Genomic DNA, 16,175 nt, shown 5'->3' with positions numbered 1-16,175 from the left:
TGGATATGATCTTAGTCGTTGATGTAGGAAATACAAATATTACTTTCGGCGTTTTTGACGGAGAGGAGCTAAAGAGCTCGTTCCGTATGATGAGCAAGACCGACCACACTTCGGATGAATACGGAATTCAGATGCTGGAGATGATGGGCCATAACGGCATTGATAAGGAACAGATAGAGGGCGTTATGATCGCCAGCGTTGTTCCCCAGGTAATGCACGCTCTGGTCAACGCCATCGTTAAATACATAGGCAGGAAGCCTTATATTGTAGGCCCCGGAATCAAGACCGGCATCAAGATCACAACTGATAACCCAAGGGAGATCGGACCTGACCTTATCGTTGACGCAGTTGCTGCCTATGAGATCTACGGCGGACCTGTGCTTGTGGTTGACTACGGTACAGCAACCACCTATGTTCCGATCAATGAAAAGGGCGAGTTCTTTGCGGGTGTTGTATCACCGGGAATCAGGATTTCAGCCAAGGCCCTCTGGGAGGGAACAGCCAAGCTCCCTGAGATCGAGATCAAAAAGCCCGATTCAATCCTTGCAAGGGAGACCATCTCCAGTATGCAGGCGGGACTTATCTATGGACAGATCGGCCAGTCCAAATACATCATCGAAGAGATGAAGAGAGAATCAGGCCTTAAGGATATGAAGGTTGTAGCAACGGGCGGCCTTGGAAGGCTTATTTCAGAGCTTACGGAGGAGATCGATATCTATGATCCAATACTGACACTTAGAGGCCTTCAGATCCTCTATGAAAAGAACCGTAAGAACAAGCCACAGAACAAGGAATTTGATGATCAGAATCAGCCCGAATAAGGAGTTTATTTAATGAGTGCCAAGGAATTTGAAGAAGAATATAACAAAGAGTTTGAGGAAGACCTCCATATAGATGAGATGCAAAAGACCAACAAGGGACGTGTCTTTGAGCAGGCAGCAGGCGGAAGGATAGTTCTGTGCGGAGCCAACGCCTACGAGCAGAAGTATTATTTTAACCCGCTGTTCAAGCAGATCCCGGACAGCATCAAGAAAGAGCTCAACATCATAAGTGTGCTCTTTACCCAGGAGGCAGGCGGTATCTTTACCATTGTCTTCGAGGAGGACGGCAGCGTTTCAATCGAGACCAATGCTGATGAAGAAGATATCACCTACGACGAGATCACAGCAGGGCTTTTAGTGGGTGAGGTCAGGAGAAAGAGACAGGACCTGTTCGAGGCGCTTGGAATCTACTATAAGATTTATGTGCTGGGCGAGAAGGCTGCAGATGCATTGGATGAGGAAGAAGAAAACGGCGCGTTTTAATTAGAAAGACTTTATGGCAGGATACGGTAAGCTGCAGATTGGCAGCGTAACACTTGATAACAACATAATCTTAGGACCCATGGCAGGCGTTTCCGACCTGCCTTTTCGTGTGCTCTGCAGCGAGATGGGAGCCGGCCTTGTGTGCATGGAGATGGTCAGCGCCAAGGCTATTATTTATAAGAACAGAAACACCAACATGCTGCTGGAGATCCATCCGGACGAGCATCCGGTTTCGCTACAGCTCTTTGGCTCAGAGCCAGAGATAATGCAGCAGGCAGTTGAGATGATCAAGGACAGGCCCTACGACATCTTAGACGTCAACATGGGATGCCCCGTGCCGAAGGTTGTAAGTAACGGCGAAGGTTCTGCTCTTATGAAGGATCCGGCCCTTATTGAAAAAATAGTGTCGGCACTGGTTCAGGTTTCCGACAGGCCTGTTACAGTTAAGATAAGAAAGGGCTTTACCGAAAACAGCGTTAACGCCGTTGAGTGTGCCCTGGCAGCAGAAGCCGGAGGGGCAGCAGCTGTGGCTGTTCACGGAAGAACAAGAGAGCAGTTCTACTCAGGTAAGGCCGACTGGGATATCATCAGACAGGTAAAAGAGTCTGTGAAGATCCCTGTCATCGGTAACGGAGACGTGGTGGACGGAGAGAGCGCCAAGGCTATGTTTGAGCAGACAGGGTGCGACGGAGTCATGGTGGCAAGGGCAGCCCAGGGCAATCCGTTTATCTTCAGGGAGATCAAAAGCTTTTTTGAGAAAGGCGCAGCCTGTGAGAGGCCAAGCAGGAAAGAGGTCTACGACACAGTCATAAGGCATGCCGATATGCAGCTCAAGTACAAGGGTGAGTACATCGGAATCCGCGAGATGCGTAAGCACGTGTCCTGGTACACCTATGGAATGCCCGGAAGTGCCAGGTTCAGGAACGAGATAAACCAGATGACGGACATGGATACACTCAAAGAAGCATGCGGTAAAATAATGCTCCCGCCTAGTGTTGACACATAAAATAATAAACAGTATAATAGCAAAGTTAAAAAATGAAATTAACTATTTTTCAGATATATCTTTTTATGAAGGGTAGGGCAGAGTATTATGGAAGCTAAGAAGAACATTTTAACTAAAGAAGGACTTGCTAAGTACGAGGACGAGCTCCACGAGCTTAAGACAGTCAAGCTTAAAGAGGTTGCTGAGAAGCTCAAGGAAGCAAGAGAGCAGGGCGATCTTTCAGAGAACGCTGAGTACGACGCAGCTAAGGATGAGCAGCGCGATATCGCAGCAAGGATCGAGGTAATCGAGAAGATCCTCAAGAATGCAGAAGTTATCGACGATTCAGATGTTGATACAAACAAGATCAGCATCGGATGCACAGTTAAGCTTAAAGATCTTGAGTTCGACGAGGAGATTGAATACAAGATTGTTGGTTCATCAGAGGCAAACAGCCTTAAGGGCAAGATCTCAAACGAGTCACCTGTTGGCAAGGCACTCATCGGTGCCAAGAAGGGACAGACAGTTTCTGTAGAGACACAGGCTGGCGTCTTCAAGTATAAGGTACTTGGCATTCAGAGATCAGAGGTCTGATAAGAGACTTTAGATAACACGAGCCGGCGATAGCAATTCGTCGGCTCTTTGTACAATATGAAAGACACATATTACGGAGGAAAAAAGGTGGCAGAGAATAATCAGCAGAACAATCAGCAGAATGCACCTGCAGAGGACGTTGGACGTCTTCGCCAGGTAAGAAGAGATAAGCTTACTGAGCTCCAGGCTCAGGGAAGAGATCCTTTCCAGATCGTTAAATACGACCAGACACATCACACACAGCAGGTAAGAGATAACTTCGAGGCTCTCGAGTTTGTAGCTCCTGTAGACGAAGAGGGCAAGGCAGTAGTAGTTCCTATGTCAGATATCCCTGCAGATAAGCTTGTATCCCTGGCAGGTCGTATGATGAGCAAGCGTGTAATGGGTAAGGCATCTTTTGCTAACCTTCAGGACAGAGACGGACGCATGCAGCTCTACGTTTCAAGAAACGATCTTGGAGATGAGGCTTATGCTGATTTCAAGAAGATGGATATTGGTGACATCATCGGTGTTAAGGGCTTTGCTTTCAGAACCAAGACCGGTGAGATTTCAGTTCATGTAAAAGAGCTGACTCTTTTATCCAAGTCTCTTATGCCACTTCCTGAGAAGTTCCACGGACTTACAGATACAGAGATCAGATACAGACAGCGTTACGTTGACCTTATTATGAACGAAGAGGTTAAGGAGACTTTCAAGAAGAGAAGTGCTATCCTTCGTGAGATCCGTAACTTCCTTGCTGACAGAGACTTCATGGAAGTTGAGACTCCTATGCTTGTTGAGAACGCAGGCGGAGCAGCAGCAAGACCTTTCCTTACACACTACAATGCACTGGACGAGGAGCGTAAGCTTCGTATCTCTCTTGAGCTTTACCTTAAGAGACTTATCGTTGGCGGCCTTGAGAGAGTATATGAGATCGGCCGTGTATTCAGAAACGAGGGTGTAGATACAAGACACAATCCTGAGTTCACACTTATGGAGCTCTACCAGGCATATACAGATTATGAAGGAATGATGGAGCTTACAGAGTCCATGTTCCGTTACCTCGCTGAGAAGGTTTGCGGTACAACACTTATCAAGTACGGCGACAACGAGATCGACCTCGGCAAGCCTTTCGAGCGTCTTACAATGAACGATGCCATCAAGAAGTACGCAGGCATCGACTTCGATACAGTTAAGACAGATGAGGAAGCTAAGGCTCTTGCCAAGGAGCACCACATCGAGTTTGAGGACCGCCACACCAAGGGCGATATCATCAACCTCTTCTTTGAGGAGTTCTGCGAGAAGAACCTGATCCAGCCTACATTCATCATGGATCATCCTCTTGCTATTTCACCTCTTACCAAGAAGAAGCCTACAGATCCTGAGAAGGTTGAGCGTTTCGAGCTCTTCATCAACACATGGGAGATGTGCAACGCATACTCAGAGCTCAACGATCCTATCGACCAGCGTGAGCGTTTCGCAGCCCAGGATGCCAACGCAGCAGCCGGCGACGAAGAGGCTGAGCACACAGACGAGGACTTCCTCAACGCCCTCGAAGTTGGTATGGCTCCTACAGGTGGTATTGGTTACGGTATCGACAGACTTTGCATGCTGTTAACTGACAGTGCTACCATAAGGGATGTTTTGCTCTTCCCGACCTTGAAGTCGAGCAAGTAATATAGTGCGTCTTAGAAAGTACAGGGAATCCATAGGAGTCCATATTCGTCCAATCAGGCAACTTTTTGACAGTTCCTTCATTGGACTCCTACGGAGCTATACGACGTTCTATGGATAATAATCGAGAAATCAAAGGACGCGCTATGACGAATTTTGGGGTTGGTCAAGGCCCTGAGGAATAGTCGGTTTATTTTTTGTAACAGTTTTAGCGGCGTATTTTTGATAAATTTGCAATCTTTTAAAACAGAATCTGCATCTTAAGCCACATTTCTTTTCAAAGAGAGATGTGGCTTTTTATCTTTTAGTTCATTTCATTCGTTTTACATCTCGTAACACCCAAAAGGAGGTTACAAGATGGTTCACAAATCAAATTCTCCACCGGATCTTGATAAGTATATCAAGGGAAAACTGCATAACTTCGTCACATATGAAGATGGTGCAAGGCTCTACAGCATTCCTTACTGGAGTTTCGTAAACTCAGTAAAGGAAGCAGGGGCCAATAGGATGATCAGACAACGGGTACTGGTAGATCAGGACATCTATGAAAAATTTATTGAAGATAATTGCCGGTACGAGGAAACGGTAAAGGAGAACAAGGAAATGCCTAAAAGACGAATTGTCCCTAACCTGGAGGAAATGGTTAAAAAGGGAAAAAAGAAATATGTGCGTTACCAGGAAGGCGCTGAGCTCTACTCAATGGGGCTTCATACTTTCGAAAAGCTGGCCAAGGATGCAAGAGCCACAAGGAAGGTCAGAGGAGTTGTTCTGTGTAACACGGAAAAAATTGATGAGTTTATAGAATCATGTTGGGAGGAGGACGATTTTTATGAGTAAGGTTATCAGCGTAGCAAACCAGAAAGGCGGTGTGGGAAAAACCGTCACCAGCGTAAATCTAGGTATTGGTCTTGCAAGAGAAGGCTATAAGGTCCTTATGATCGACGCGGATCCTCAGGGCAGTATGTCAATCAGTCTTGGCTGTGATGAACCGGACAGATTGGATTATTCTCTTGCCACAGCGCTTGTGAGTATTATCAATGATGAGCCTGTAGATGTAACAAGAGGCCTCATCCATCATCCTGAAGGTGTAGATTTTATGCCGGGAAATATAGAACTCTCAAGTTTAGAAATCAGCATGACCGGAGTTATCAGCAGGGAGACAATCCTTAAAGAGTACGTAGACAAGGCCAGAGAAGTATATGACTTCATTATTATTGATTGTATGCCTTCTCTTGGAATGATGACCATAAATGCCCTTGCATGTGCGGATTCAGTAATCATTCCGTGCCAGGCTGCATATCTTCCTGTAAAGGGCCTGCAACAGCTTATAAAGACAATTGGAAGAGTAAAGCGTCAGCTCAATCCCAAGCTCGAAATCGATGGAATTCTCATCACTATGGTAGATAACAGGACCAATTATGCAAAAGACATTTCTGCTCAGATTTACGAAGCTTATTCATCAAGTATAAATGTTTTTGAGACAGAGATCCCGTTATCAGTCAGAGCTGCTGAAATAAGCGCTTCGGGAAGCAGTCTCTACGTATATGATCCAAAAGGAAAAGCAGCATTTGCTTACACATCATTCATAAGGGAGGTAATGGACAATGGCACAAAGAGTTGGACAGAAAGTAAAGCTATCTAGTATTGATGAGCTCCTGGGCGTTCCAAGTATGGAGGGAACTGTAGATCTGGATGTTATGACCATTTATCCCTTTGAGAATCATCCATTCAGAGTGGTAGATGATGAAAAAATGGATGAGCTTGTGGAGAGCATCAAGGAAAGCGGTGTTCTCACTCCGGTTCTTGTAAGACCGGATGATGAGGGCAATTATGAGATGATCTCAGGACACAGACGTCTTCACGCTGCAAAAAGAGCCGGACTAAGGAAGATTCCTGCAATCATTAAGGAAATGACTAATGATGATGCGACTATTGCCATGGTTAATGCGAATATGCAGAGGGAAGAGGTATTGCCCAGTGAAAAAGCATTTGCTTTCAAAATGAAAATGGATGCAATGAAGCATAAAGGTTTTCGCACTGACTTAACCTTGTCGCATGATGCGACAAAGTTAAATACAGGAGAAGATATAGGTGATTCAGCCGGAATAAGCAGATCTCAGGTGCATAGGTATATAAGGCTTACTTATCTATTACCCAAATTATTAGATATGGTCGATGAGGGAAGGCTTTCTTTTATTGTTGCTGGCGAAATATCATATTTCAACCACACCTACCAACAATGGCTCTGGGAATACATCCATGAAAACGGCATGATTAAGCAGGAACAGCTCATGGATCTCCGTCAATATCGTGATGATGACTCTCTCACCCAGGAACAGATGATAGACATCCTTATACAGAAGAGAGCCACTCCTCAGATTAAGAAGAAAGTTACGTTTAACGAAAGAAAGCTCAACAAGTATTTTCCTGCCTACTACTCTCAGTCTGAGATCGAGAGGATCATGATCAGCCTACTGGAGGAATGGAAAAGAACTCATGAAAGCGAGGACACTTAATAATGATGGAATACTTTTATGGTGCGCAGTCAGCACAGTTTGCTTCGGTGGAGATTCCCAAGGAGCTTCTGACAGGGAAGGTGTTTTCTTCCCTGTCTCCCGGAGCCAAGCTTATGTACGCCGTGCTTCTCGACAGAATGCGTGAAGCCAAAAGGCACAGCTGGTATGATGAGCAGAACCGGGTGTATATCCTTTATCCACTGAGAAAATTGGAAGAAGACATTGGCTTTTCCAGGCACACAGTAATCGACTGTATGAAAGAGCTTGAGGATATTGGACTTATATTGCGACTACAGGAAAAGGGAAAGCCCAATAAGATTTACGTCAAGAATTTCAACAGACAAAAGATTTTTCAACTGATTGGGTAGTGCAAATATTGCACCACTATACGTCATAGGACGTCGTAGAAAGTCATTGAATGGAGGAGAAAAGAGCTTTGAGCGACAAGATAACATTTGACTATTTTTATGGTCAGGAATCTGAAATGCATGCTTATTACAGGCTGCCTAAGCTTCTTTTTACAAATAAGATATTCAGAAACATGAGCTCTGATGCCAAGATTCTGTATGGTCTGATGCTGGATAGAATGTCAATTTCGCAGAAGAACAAGTGGATAGATAGCGAAAATAGGGCATTTATCATATATTCACAGCAGGAAGCCATGGAAATGCTGGGCTGTAAGGAGAATAAGGCTATAAATCTTTTTAAGGAGCTGGAGGCCATAGGGCTCATGGAACGCAAGAAGCAGGGCCAGGGAAAGGCAGCTTTATTGTACCTGAAGGACTTCGTTGAGGAAGATCCAGAAGAAGTTCAGACCCGGGAAAAACCAATGTCTGAACAAAATGATGAAGTTTCAGACATGGGAAAAACCAAGGTCAAGACCTTTGAAAAACCAATGTCTAGAGATGGGAAAAACCAAGGTCTAGACATGGGAAAAACCAACCCTAATTATATTAATACTAATAATACTAACTTAGTTAAAATAACAAATCATATCACATCGATGGAGCCTGATCTGAATGATGACTACAGAGCATATTATGAGATCCTTAGGGAAAACCTCGATATGGATACCATGATAGAGCGTCATCCGGAATACAGGGATGATCTTGAGGGAGTCTTTGACCTGATTCTTGAGACAGTTCTTTCCACCCGGAAGACAATCTGGATTGCCAAGAATGAGTATCCCAAGGATTTGGTGAAGTCCAAGTTCTTAAAGCTCAACCACATGCACCTTGAGTACGTAATCGACTGCCTAAAGAGCAACACCACCAAGATCACCCACATCAAGAACTACATGCTGGCAGCCCTGTTTAATGCTCCTTCAACCATGAGCAGTTACTACCAGGCAGAAGTTAACCACAACATGTATGGCACATAATCGTTATATTGACAACATTGTACAACACTCATATAATTTAACTGTAAGTGAACATAAAACAACACTCATGGAGGACAATGATATGCCAAGAGTTAATTTAGCAATCACACAGGAATTATATGATCAGATCGAGAAAGCAGCCAAGAAGGAGAACGTAACAGTCAACTACTACATCTGCGATATGTTGGAAGAGAGGTTCGGCAAAAGAACTGTCTACGACTATACACTTGCCATCAACAACATGATCGCTGAGGCCAAGACAATGAAAGCAGAATTTGTCCTGGCAGATCTTCCGACCTTCGCAGGTGTAAACGATGTTCTTATTGAATACGACATAAAAGAGTCACCGGCCCAGGTCAGATCCCGTCTTGGCAAGATGTTTACAGAAGCAGTCAAGCAGGGAAATGCCAAAGGCATCGAGAGGGCTGTGATTGAAAGAAACGGTGTAGAAGAGTTCAAATCTGCTTCAAGAGCTGCTGTCTACTGTAATAAACTGTATAAACAAAAGAAAAACAGCAAATAATGGCCAGGTGCTTTGGCCATAGAATGGAGGCATAAATGATAGCGGGAATATTTGAAATTCTGTTGGTCATAGCATTGGGAGTGATCTTTATACTGTTGTTTGGTATTCTAAGGGCATTACCTTTTATGTCAGGGCTCTTAGGATCTCTTTTCCTTCTTCTGGTATTTCCAGGGCTTAAAGACATTATTCCCGGAGAAACTAAACTCAGCGTGATAACACTTATTGTTGTGATAGAGTTGTTAATAGCGCTCCTTACATTTAATCAGCAGACCAGTGGACCGATGATTGTGTTTTCCTGCCTCATGTTCGTTGACCTGATCATGGGCCTAAGTTACAGTTTATTCGAATGTGCATCTTGGCAGAAAGCCACGTTTGTGACCGTTGCATACCTGGCTGTGACTTATTTTATATTAGTTTCCAACTGCGACTCCCTCAAAGTCGACAGGGATGATTGCAGAAACATACTTGCCAGTTTGGTTGTGGCATGTATGTATGCCGCTTCAGTTGGGGCTACCTTGCTTGTAATTCTCGGTGCAATCTGGGAGAAGTTCGTCAAGATTAAGTTCTCTGAAGGAATCTATAATATTTATGACAGGATTGGAATAGCCGTAATTTGCATAGCTATGATTGTTACAGCAATAGGCAGTGTGATAAGAGATAGAGTGACGGCATGAAAAGCCGGCTTTGAGTCAGAAGAAAAGTGAAATGGAGAATGGCTCTGGAATCAAGATTTGATTAGTTGATGTCCGGAGCTATTTTATTTTTGTCTGAAAAAAGGTATGATAATCCATAAGTTGTCGGAAAAGATGATAGGTGAGTGGAGAATGAAAAGGTTAATAAGCAAGATTCTTGCTGGGATAGGAATTACGATAGTGGCGATTCCGGTTCTTCTTATAGCGCTATTTGTAGTGATAGAGGTAGTGGGATATGTGGCTAATCATGCAGCAACTGATAAGCAGACAAAAGAGCTGACGGCATATATAGAGAAGTTTATAGAAGATGCAACTATTGTTGACTCACATTCTTTTACCGGAAACACTTCTGGATCAGGTAACCATGTCGAGTGTGAGTCCATGGTCACATTCAATTCAGACATGGCTGAAGATGAAGTGGACCGCATATTTGATGCAAAATACGAGTATCGTGAGCTGGAAAAGACAGATGGGAGCTATATCATTACAGTATATGGTGATGCACCTTTCCCAGATAATATTGAAGGGCATTAAAGGAAACAATATAATTCCAGTAGGATAACTTACTATGGGGTGAAAGTGTGAAAGTATTGATTTTGGGAGCCAGTGGGTTCCTTGGGGGCACTATCTATTCGAAAATAAAGAATAGTGGTAATGAAGTATTAGGAACGTACAGCAAGAATAATAAAAATAGAGATTATATTAAACTGGATGTTTTCGAAATAAGCAGCCTGACTGCTCTCGTGACGGAATATAAGCCTGACGTTATTATCTGGACAGTGATGAATCATGAACGTGAGGAAGAGATTGCTGAAAAAGTGATGCCTGCCCTTTGTGATGCCGTAGGTTCTAAAAGGTTTATATTTGTGTCTACTTCAGTTGCCTATGAGAAAAACATGTCTGAAAGCGTTGAACCATTTCTTAGGACGGAAGAAAGCTATAATCATCATTACTTCAATGGAAAAATAAAGTCTGAGCAAGTTATCCGCAAGTTGCCGAATTATTGTATTGTTCGTCCTGGCAGTATTTATGGCATTGATCCTTTTGGAGAAATGGATAATAGGAGTCTTGCATTGAAAAAACATGTGGACTCCGGAGAGATATATATCAGAGCCAATAATATTGAATTCAGTATCGTTGATGTGAATGAATTAGCTGATGCAATTATTGAACTGACTACAAATGATTATGTCGGGATTCTTAATGTTTCTGAGGAAAAACCAGTATCGCATTATGCATTTAACAAGGCTCTTTGTCGAAAATATGGATGGGATGATAGCTGTATTGTAGCAAATGAGGAAAAAGAAAACATATATTATTTAGACAACAGCTTAAGGAAACGGATTCTTAAGACAAGAATCGGCTGGTTGTAAGATAATATTTCAGTTTAACTCACAGTCACAAGGATATGAATTCTGTGGAATTACATGTTTGTCTTTTTGATAAGATAAATACTATTGATTTTGTCGTGTACACGAGATAAAATCAATATAGATTATCGTGCCAATATGATAACTGGAGGCGGACATGAATCATAATATATTGAAACGGGTCATTTTTGATCAGATTGAGATAATTCAAAGTGCTGAAATCATAGAACGTGACTATGACTTCGAAAAGAATGTCAATTATATTCTTGTCGGGCTTAGACGAGCGGGAAAATCGACACTTTTATATAAAATAGCCAGAGAACTTGTTGAAGCAGGATGCGACTGGTCTCAGATAATTTATGTCAATTTCGAGGATGACAGACTTTTGGGGTTTTCAAAGGATGACTTTAATGACATCATAGAGACTGCTTATGAGCTCACGGATGCCAAAGAGATATACTATTTCTTTGATGAGATTCAGATTATTGATGGCTGGGAACATTTTGCCAGAAGAATGGCTGATCAGAAAAAGCACGTATACATTACTGGAAGCAATGCTAAGATGCTTAGCTCTGAAATGGAAAAGGCTCTTGGAGGCAGATATTTGTCCAAAATGATCATGCCTTTTTCTCTTAGTGAGTCACTGGATTACAAGGAGATAGCTCATGATGAAAAGGCATTTCTGACAACTTCTAAAGCTGCCAAAGTTCGCAGAGGATGCCAGGAATATATTTTGAGTGGTGGCTTTCCTGAAGCGCAGCTTTTATCCAACAAAAGAGAATATATTAAGAGTGTCTATGAGAAGGTTCTCCTTGGAGACATTATAGAGCGTGAAAAAGTAAATAATAAGATGGCCCTCAGGCTTATGATAAAGAAAATAGCTGAAACAGTAATGCATGAAATTTCTTTCAATACGCTGGCAGGGAATGTAAAAGCAACAGGAATTAAGACATCAACAGATTCGATGATTGACTACGTTTCGTACGCTGAAAACGCATATCTCCTGTTCAGAAACAGGAATTATGTCTCGAAGTTTGCAGAAAAAGAGAGCACTCCAAGGTTTTATTTTTATGATAATGGCATTTTGTCATTGTTCCTTGTAGATAAACCATCAGCGCTATTAGAGAATGCAGTTGCGGTATATTTAAAGCGTAGGTTTGACGAAGAAGTGTATTATTTCAAATCCACGCAGACGGGAATAGATATTGATTTCTTTATTCCTGAAGAAGATTGCGCAATTCAGGTTGCCTACAGTTTAGAAACGGCAGAAGGCAGAGAGACTAAGAGTCTTGTATCTTTTTCAGAGAAAACAAAGGGAATACGTCGCCTTATTATAGTTACTAATGAGGAAGAACGTACGATTACAAAAGATGGACTTACTATGGAAGTGATACCTGTTTATAAGTTTATTATGGGGGCAGCATTCTGATTGAATATTATATTGAAGATAATAATTATCACGGCTTATAGAACGTGCTGACTATATGTTGGCGCGTTCTTTTTCTTTAATGTGCTATAATCGAGTTAGCGGAAACTAACACTGTAGATGAGGAGGAGTTTGCAATGAAAGAATGGAGCTTTAAAAGGGGATTGTGGACTGCAATATATGCTGTGTTATATGCAGTCATGACAAGAATCTAACTCTGTGTTTGAAATGGTATTATTGAATTAATCATATGTAAAAACGGGAGGGGAGAGCCTTAGGAAAAGACTTGAAGGAATGTATGATAAGGTGGAGGTCTCTAATGTTCAGAGCATTGCGGTCTTTAACTGTATGAAGAAGCCTGAGGATTTGGGAGTAGAACGATGAAAAAGCAAGTGTTTACTTTGGATAATGATGGATTTATAGGTGCATACTATGGAGGACCTGAGAACAGTAAAAAGGGAGTAATTCTGATGCTTGGTGATTCCTCAGAAGACAGAATGGCCAGATGTGGCGCTAAATGGCTTGTTGATAATGGTTGTCATGCACTTTGCATGTCTGCGGATAAGAAGGACTATGGGCATCACAATTATCCACTTGAAAGATTTGGGTATGCTATATCTTTTCTTAAGAGCAAGGGCATTGAGAAGATTGGGATTGCAGGAGCGTCCACAACAGGAATGATGGCTCTTGTTGTTGCTTCATATTACCCGGAGATCGCGCTTACCATTGCTATGAGCCCACCTGACTTTGTGATGGAGGGCTTTTATCAGGACGGAAAAGATGGAGCACATGAAAGGCCTGGAGATAATGAATCAAGTGTCAGCTGGAAAGGGAAACCTCTGCCTTATCTTCCATATGCATACAGACATCCCGAGTACTGGCAGAAGATAGTAGAAGAGTCCAAAGAGGGTGGCGATAAGATTGCGTCCAGGAAGATGTTTGATGAATCTGAGAAAAGACACCCTATTCAGGAAGATGAAAAGATTAAAGTAGAGAGAATCCATGGCAAGATAGTTTTGGTGGGTGCAGAAGACGATGTACTCTGGGATACCTGTAAGTACATAAGGCGCATGGAAAAGAGGTTATCGGAAATCCCTCATGAGTGTGAATGGGAATCTCTATTATATGAACATGGAACTCACTTTGTTTTTCCAGAGTCGATGCTCAGATCTATGTTGCCGGTGGTCTCAGGACTGCTTGTAAAATTCATGTTCAAGGCAGCTAGACAATATCCAAAGGAATGCAAGGAGACAAGAATTGATATTGATAGGAAGCTTAGCAGGATTTTGAGAAAATGGTGAATTTTCAATTTTTTGTGTAATCTTTAATTGTGTTATTATTGTATCAAAAGGCAAAGGAGGTTATATGATTTGGCGTACTTTGCCTTTTTTATAAGGAGCATTTCTATACTGTAAAGAAACTACACACATAGAATATTCGCGATGGTTTCAATGAGAGATGTTATCATTTAGTTAGCATGTGCTAACTCTAAAGAGGAATGAACGATGACATTTGAAGAAATGGGAAAAATGGATGGGAAGACGCTTATGCTGCTTCCCGGAACATGCTGCAACTGGCAGGGTAAAGAAATAAAGAAAACCTCGTAGTTGCCGTTACGAGGTTTTGCTTTGTGTCAATCATCCAATAGATTTGTCATGCTCTTCATACTGAGAGCTATGGTAGATGCGTTGTGAAGGAATGCTGTAGTGGTTGGGGTGAAGATACCCAACATACCCATGATTATCAGAAAGGAGTTAAACCCGATAATGGAATTGTAGTTCAGGTTGATCCTTCGCATCAGCTCTGTGCTGAGATTTCTAAGTGTCAAAAGAGCTCCAAGATCATCAGAGGAGATGGTTATATCTGCAATTTCTCTTGCAATGGAAGCTCCTGTGCTGACTGCTATTCCGGCATCCGCCTCTGAAAGAGCAGGTGAGTCATTGATACCGTCACCTATCATGATTACTTTTCTGCCTGCTTCATGTTCTTTTCTTATGAATTCAGCCTTGTCTTCAGGAAGAACTTCAGAGAAGTATCTTGTCACGCCGGTCTTTTCTGCAACCGACTTGGCAGTTCTGTCACTGTCTCCGGTCATCATAACTACATTTTCAAAACCAATCTCTTTCAATCTCTTTATTACTGAAGAAGCCTCATCTCTAAGTGGATCTTCGATAAGTATTACTGCAGCGAGCTCTTCACCGATAGCCATATATAGGTGCGAATATTCAGGTGGAAGAGAATCGAATTTGTCACTAAATCCACTTGGAACAATACACTTTTCGTCTTCAAAGATGTAGTGATGGCTTCCTATACATACCTTTTTACCGTCAATCGTACTGGAAATGCCATGTGCAACGATATAGGCAGCTCTGGTGTGTTTCTCTTCATGAGTAAGACCTTTGACTTCTGCAGCTTTTACCACTGCGTTGGCTATGGAGTGAGGGTAGTGTTCCTCAAGGCATGCAGCCAGGCGGAGCATCTCATCTTCGTCATTGTCGCCAAAAGTGACAACCTTGGCAACTTTAGGAGTAGCATGAGTCAGAGTCCCGGTTTTGTCGAAGACTATTGTTTGTGCTTCAGCCACAGCCTCCATGAATTTGCCGCCTTTTACAGATATCTTGTGATCACCTGCTTCTCTCATTGCTGAGAGTACTGAAATAGGCATGGCGAGCTTTAATGCGCAGCAGAAGTCCACCATAAGGATTGATGTGGCCTTGGTGGCATTTCTGGTAAATAACCAGGTGAGGAGTGTGGCACCAAAAGTATAGGGAACAAGTCTGTCAGCCAGGTGAGCGGCCTTTGCTTCTGATTCGGATTTGAGCTTTTCGGATTCCTCTATCATGGCTACGATCCTGTCATATCTTCCCTGCCCCTGTGCCTTCTGTACGGTTATGACAAGTTCACCTTCGTCAATTACTGTTCCGGCATAAACAAGAGATCCTTCTGTTTTGTGGACAGGTTCTGATTCACCGGTCATGGAGGCCTGATTGACGCAGGCGTCACCGCTTAGGACTATACCGTCAAGAGGAATCATGGTGCCGGTTCTGACAACTATCCTGTCGTTTTCTTTTATATCAGAGATATTTGAGAGGACTTCCTGACCGTCAGAAGAAAGCACCCATACCTTGTCTACATTCAGGGACATGGCCCTTGCCAGGTCATCGACGGACTTTTTGTGAGTCCAGTCCTCCATCATCTCGCCCATTTTAAGAAGGAACATCACATTGCTTGCTGTTGCGTGATCGCCCCTAAGTAGTGATACAGCAATACTGGTTGCATCAAGAACAGAAACCTCAAGCTTTCCGGAGAGTAGGCACTTAAGCCCCTTAATTATGTAAGGGATAGCCTTTAGATAAATTATCACCCTTCTTATCTGCAAGGGAATGATAAATCTGCGCACCAGCTTGTTCGCAATGTGAAAGAACATCCTGTCTTCGTATTCGATGCGGAGTTCCCTGCCTGTGTGTTCGGGCACAGTAATCTCTGTTCTATCACTATATTCAGAAAGCGCCTGTATCAGATCATCCCTGCAGGAAGAGTCATAGAAAACTATGGCATTTGAAGTCCGTTCATTTACATCAGCCTTTTTTACAAAAGGAAGTGAGGAAAGATAATACTGGATCTTATCAGCTTCAAAAGAAGACATATGGCGTACAGCAATGTGTACACGCATACGTCCCCCATTTTCATGCAATATTTTACAATTCATAGTATGCCTTTCGTCTAAGCTT

17 protein-coding genes are annotated in these 16,175 nt (G+C 42.8%); 16 read left to right on the top strand and 1 reads right to left on the bottom strand.

From position 1 onward, the window contains the following. Nucleotides 1-5 precede the first annotated feature (5 nt). From G633_RS0106635 to G633_RS0106550, 16 genes are all read left to right on the top strand, one after another. On the top strand, nucleotides 6-821 hold the full coding sequence (locus G633_RS0106635) for a type III pantothenate kinase (protein WP_026519450.1): 816 nt from the start codon (nucleotides 6-8) through the stop codon (nucleotides 819-821). A gap of 12 nt (nucleotides 822-833) precedes the next feature. Beyond that, entirely contained in the window at nucleotides 834-1,304 is a 471-nt protein-coding gene (locus G633_RS0106630) for a DUF6145 family protein (RefSeq protein ID WP_022769847.1), read from the top strand. A gap of 13 nt (nucleotides 1,305-1,317) precedes the next feature. Beyond that, a complete protein-coding gene (gene dusB / locus G633_RS0106625) occupies nucleotides 1,318-2,310 on the top strand; it encodes a tRNA dihydrouridine synthase DusB (RefSeq protein ID WP_026519449.1) in 993 nt (330 codons plus the stop codon). Nucleotides 2,311-2,397: 87 nt separating this feature from the next. Further along, nucleotides 2,398-2,883: a transcription elongation factor GreA gene (greA, locus tag G633_RS0106620; protein ID WP_026519448.1), complete on the top strand. Its 486-nt coding sequence runs from the start codon at nucleotides 2,398-2,400 to the stop codon at nucleotides 2,881-2,883. An 87-nt stretch (nucleotides 2,884-2,970) separates the two neighbouring features. After that, complete coding sequence (lysS, locus tag G633_RS0106615; RefSeq protein WP_026519447.1) at nucleotides 2,971-4,539, top strand: lysine--tRNA ligase; 1,569 nt, start codon at nucleotides 2,971-2,973, stop codon at nucleotides 4,537-4,539. A 354-nt stretch (nucleotides 4,540-4,893) separates the two neighbouring features. Further along, nucleotides 4,894-5,373 carry a DUF6462 family protein gene (locus G633_RS20385; RefSeq protein WP_330363339.1) on the top strand — a complete coding sequence of 160 codons (480 nt, stop codon included), beginning with the start codon at nucleotides 4,894-4,896 and terminating at the stop codon, nucleotides 5,371-5,373. Continuing rightward, nucleotides 5,366-6,178 (top strand): ParA family protein, encoded by an 813-nt coding sequence (locus G633_RS0106600; RefSeq protein ID WP_026519446.1) that lies wholly within the window; start codon nucleotides 5,366-5,368, stop codon nucleotides 6,176-6,178. Before G633_RS20385 ends, G633_RS0106600 begins: the two co-directional genes overlap by 8 nt. Next, complete coding sequence (locus tag G633_RS0106595) at nucleotides 6,141-7,052, top strand: ParB/RepB/Spo0J family partition protein (protein WP_026519445.1); 912 nt, start codon at nucleotides 6,141-6,143, stop codon at nucleotides 7,050-7,052. The genes G633_RS0106600 and G633_RS0106595 overlap by 38 nt, the downstream gene beginning before the upstream one ends. Nucleotides 7,053-7,054: 2 nt before the next feature. Next, nucleotides 7,055-7,420 carry a replication initiator protein A gene (locus G633_RS0106590; protein WP_026491487.1) on the top strand — a complete coding sequence of 122 codons (366 nt, stop codon included), beginning with the start codon at nucleotides 7,055-7,057 and terminating at the stop codon, nucleotides 7,418-7,420. Between the two features lie 68 nt (nucleotides 7,421-7,488). After that, nucleotides 7,489-8,433: a DUF6017 domain-containing protein gene (locus G633_RS0106585; RefSeq protein WP_026519444.1), complete on the top strand. Its 945-nt coding sequence runs from the start codon at nucleotides 7,489-7,491 to the stop codon at nucleotides 8,431-8,433. A gap of 82 nt (nucleotides 8,434-8,515) precedes the next feature. Continuing rightward, nucleotides 8,516-8,956: a hypothetical protein gene (locus G633_RS0106580; RefSeq protein ID WP_026519443.1), complete on the top strand. Its 441-nt coding sequence runs from the start codon at nucleotides 8,516-8,518 to the stop codon at nucleotides 8,954-8,956. A gap of 35 nt (nucleotides 8,957-8,991) precedes the next feature. Further along, complete coding sequence (locus tag G633_RS0106575; RefSeq protein ID WP_026519442.1) at nucleotides 8,992-9,630, top strand: hypothetical protein; 639 nt, start codon at nucleotides 8,992-8,994, stop codon at nucleotides 9,628-9,630. A gap of 150 nt (nucleotides 9,631-9,780) precedes the next feature. After that, entirely contained in the window at nucleotides 9,781-10,182 is a 402-nt protein-coding gene (locus tag G633_RS0106570; protein ID WP_026519441.1) for a hypothetical protein, read from the top strand. A 47-nt stretch (nucleotides 10,183-10,229) separates the two neighbouring features. Beyond that, entirely contained in the window at nucleotides 10,230-11,021 is a 792-nt protein-coding gene (locus tag G633_RS0106565; RefSeq protein WP_026519440.1) for an NAD-dependent epimerase/dehydratase family protein, read from the top strand. Nucleotides 11,022-11,175: 154 nt separating this feature from the next. Then, on the top strand, nucleotides 11,176-12,447 hold the full coding sequence (locus G633_RS0106560) for an ATP-binding protein (RefSeq protein ID WP_026519439.1): 1,272 nt from the start codon (nucleotides 11,176-11,178) through the stop codon (nucleotides 12,445-12,447). A 377-nt stretch (nucleotides 12,448-12,824) separates the two neighbouring features. Further along, nucleotides 12,825-13,745, top strand: coding sequence for an alpha/beta hydrolase (locus G633_RS0106550; protein ID WP_026519438.1), 921 nt, complete (start codon nucleotides 12,825-12,827; stop codon nucleotides 13,743-13,745). Between the two features lie 332 nt (nucleotides 13,746-14,077). Here the strand turns inward: G633_RS0106550 and G633_RS0106540 are convergent, their stop codons facing one another. Next, entirely contained in the window at nucleotides 14,078-16,153 is a 2,076-nt protein-coding gene (locus G633_RS0106540) for a heavy metal translocating P-type ATPase (RefSeq protein WP_026519437.1), read from the bottom strand. Nucleotides 16,154-16,175: the final 22 nt, after the last annotated feature.

The organism is Butyrivibrio sp. FCS006 (assembly GCF_000424525.1).
Classification (GTDB): Bacteria; Bacillota; Clostridia; order Lachnospirales; family Lachnospiraceae; genus Butyrivibrio.
The sequence above is the reverse complement of the archived record's forward strand: the minus strand, read 5'-3'. Positions and strand labels throughout refer to the sequence as shown.

Coding starts and splice junctions, on each gene's coding strand:
- G633_RS0106540 (WP_026519437.1), bottom strand. CDS start 16,153: ATGAATTGTAAAATATTGCATGAAAATGGGGGACGTATGCGTGTACAC.
- G633_RS0106630 (WP_022769847.1), top strand. CDS start 834: ATGAGTGCCAAGGAATTTGAAGAAGAATATAACAAAGAGTTTGAGGAA.
- G633_RS0106600 (WP_026519446.1), top strand. CDS start 5,366: ATGAGTAAGGTTATCAGCGTAGCAAACCAGAAAGGCGGTGTGGGAAAA.
- G633_RS0106590 (WP_026491487.1), top strand. CDS start 7,055: ATGATGGAATACTTTTATGGTGCGCAGTCAGCACAGTTTGCTTCGGTG.
- G633_RS0106635 (WP_026519450.1), top strand. CDS start 6: ATGATCTTAGTCGTTGATGTAGGAAATACAAATATTACTTTCGGCGTT.
- G633_RS0106550 (WP_026519438.1), top strand. CDS start 12,825: ATGAAAAAGCAAGTGTTTACTTTGGATAATGATGGATTTATAGGTGCA.
- G633_RS0106575 (WP_026519442.1), top strand. CDS start 8,992: ATGATAGCGGGAATATTTGAAATTCTGTTGGTCATAGCATTGGGAGTG.
- dusB (WP_026519449.1), top strand. CDS start 1,318: ATGGCAGGATACGGTAAGCTGCAGATTGGCAGCGTAACACTTGATAAC.
- G633_RS0106595 (WP_026519445.1), top strand. CDS start 6,141: ATGGCACAAAGAGTTGGACAGAAAGTAAAGCTATCTAGTATTGATGAG.
- greA (WP_026519448.1), top strand. CDS start 2,398: ATGGAAGCTAAGAAGAACATTTTAACTAAAGAAGGACTTGCTAAGTAC.
- G633_RS0106560 (WP_026519439.1), top strand. CDS start 11,176: ATGAATCATAATATATTGAAACGGGTCATTTTTGATCAGATTGAGATA.
- G633_RS20385 (WP_330363339.1), top strand. CDS start 4,894: ATGGTTCACAAATCAAATTCTCCACCGGATCTTGATAAGTATATCAAG.
- G633_RS0106570 (WP_026519441.1), top strand. CDS start 9,781: ATGAAAAGGTTAATAAGCAAGATTCTTGCTGGGATAGGAATTACGATA.
- G633_RS0106580 (WP_026519443.1), top strand. CDS start 8,516: ATGCCAAGAGTTAATTTAGCAATCACACAGGAATTATATGATCAGATC.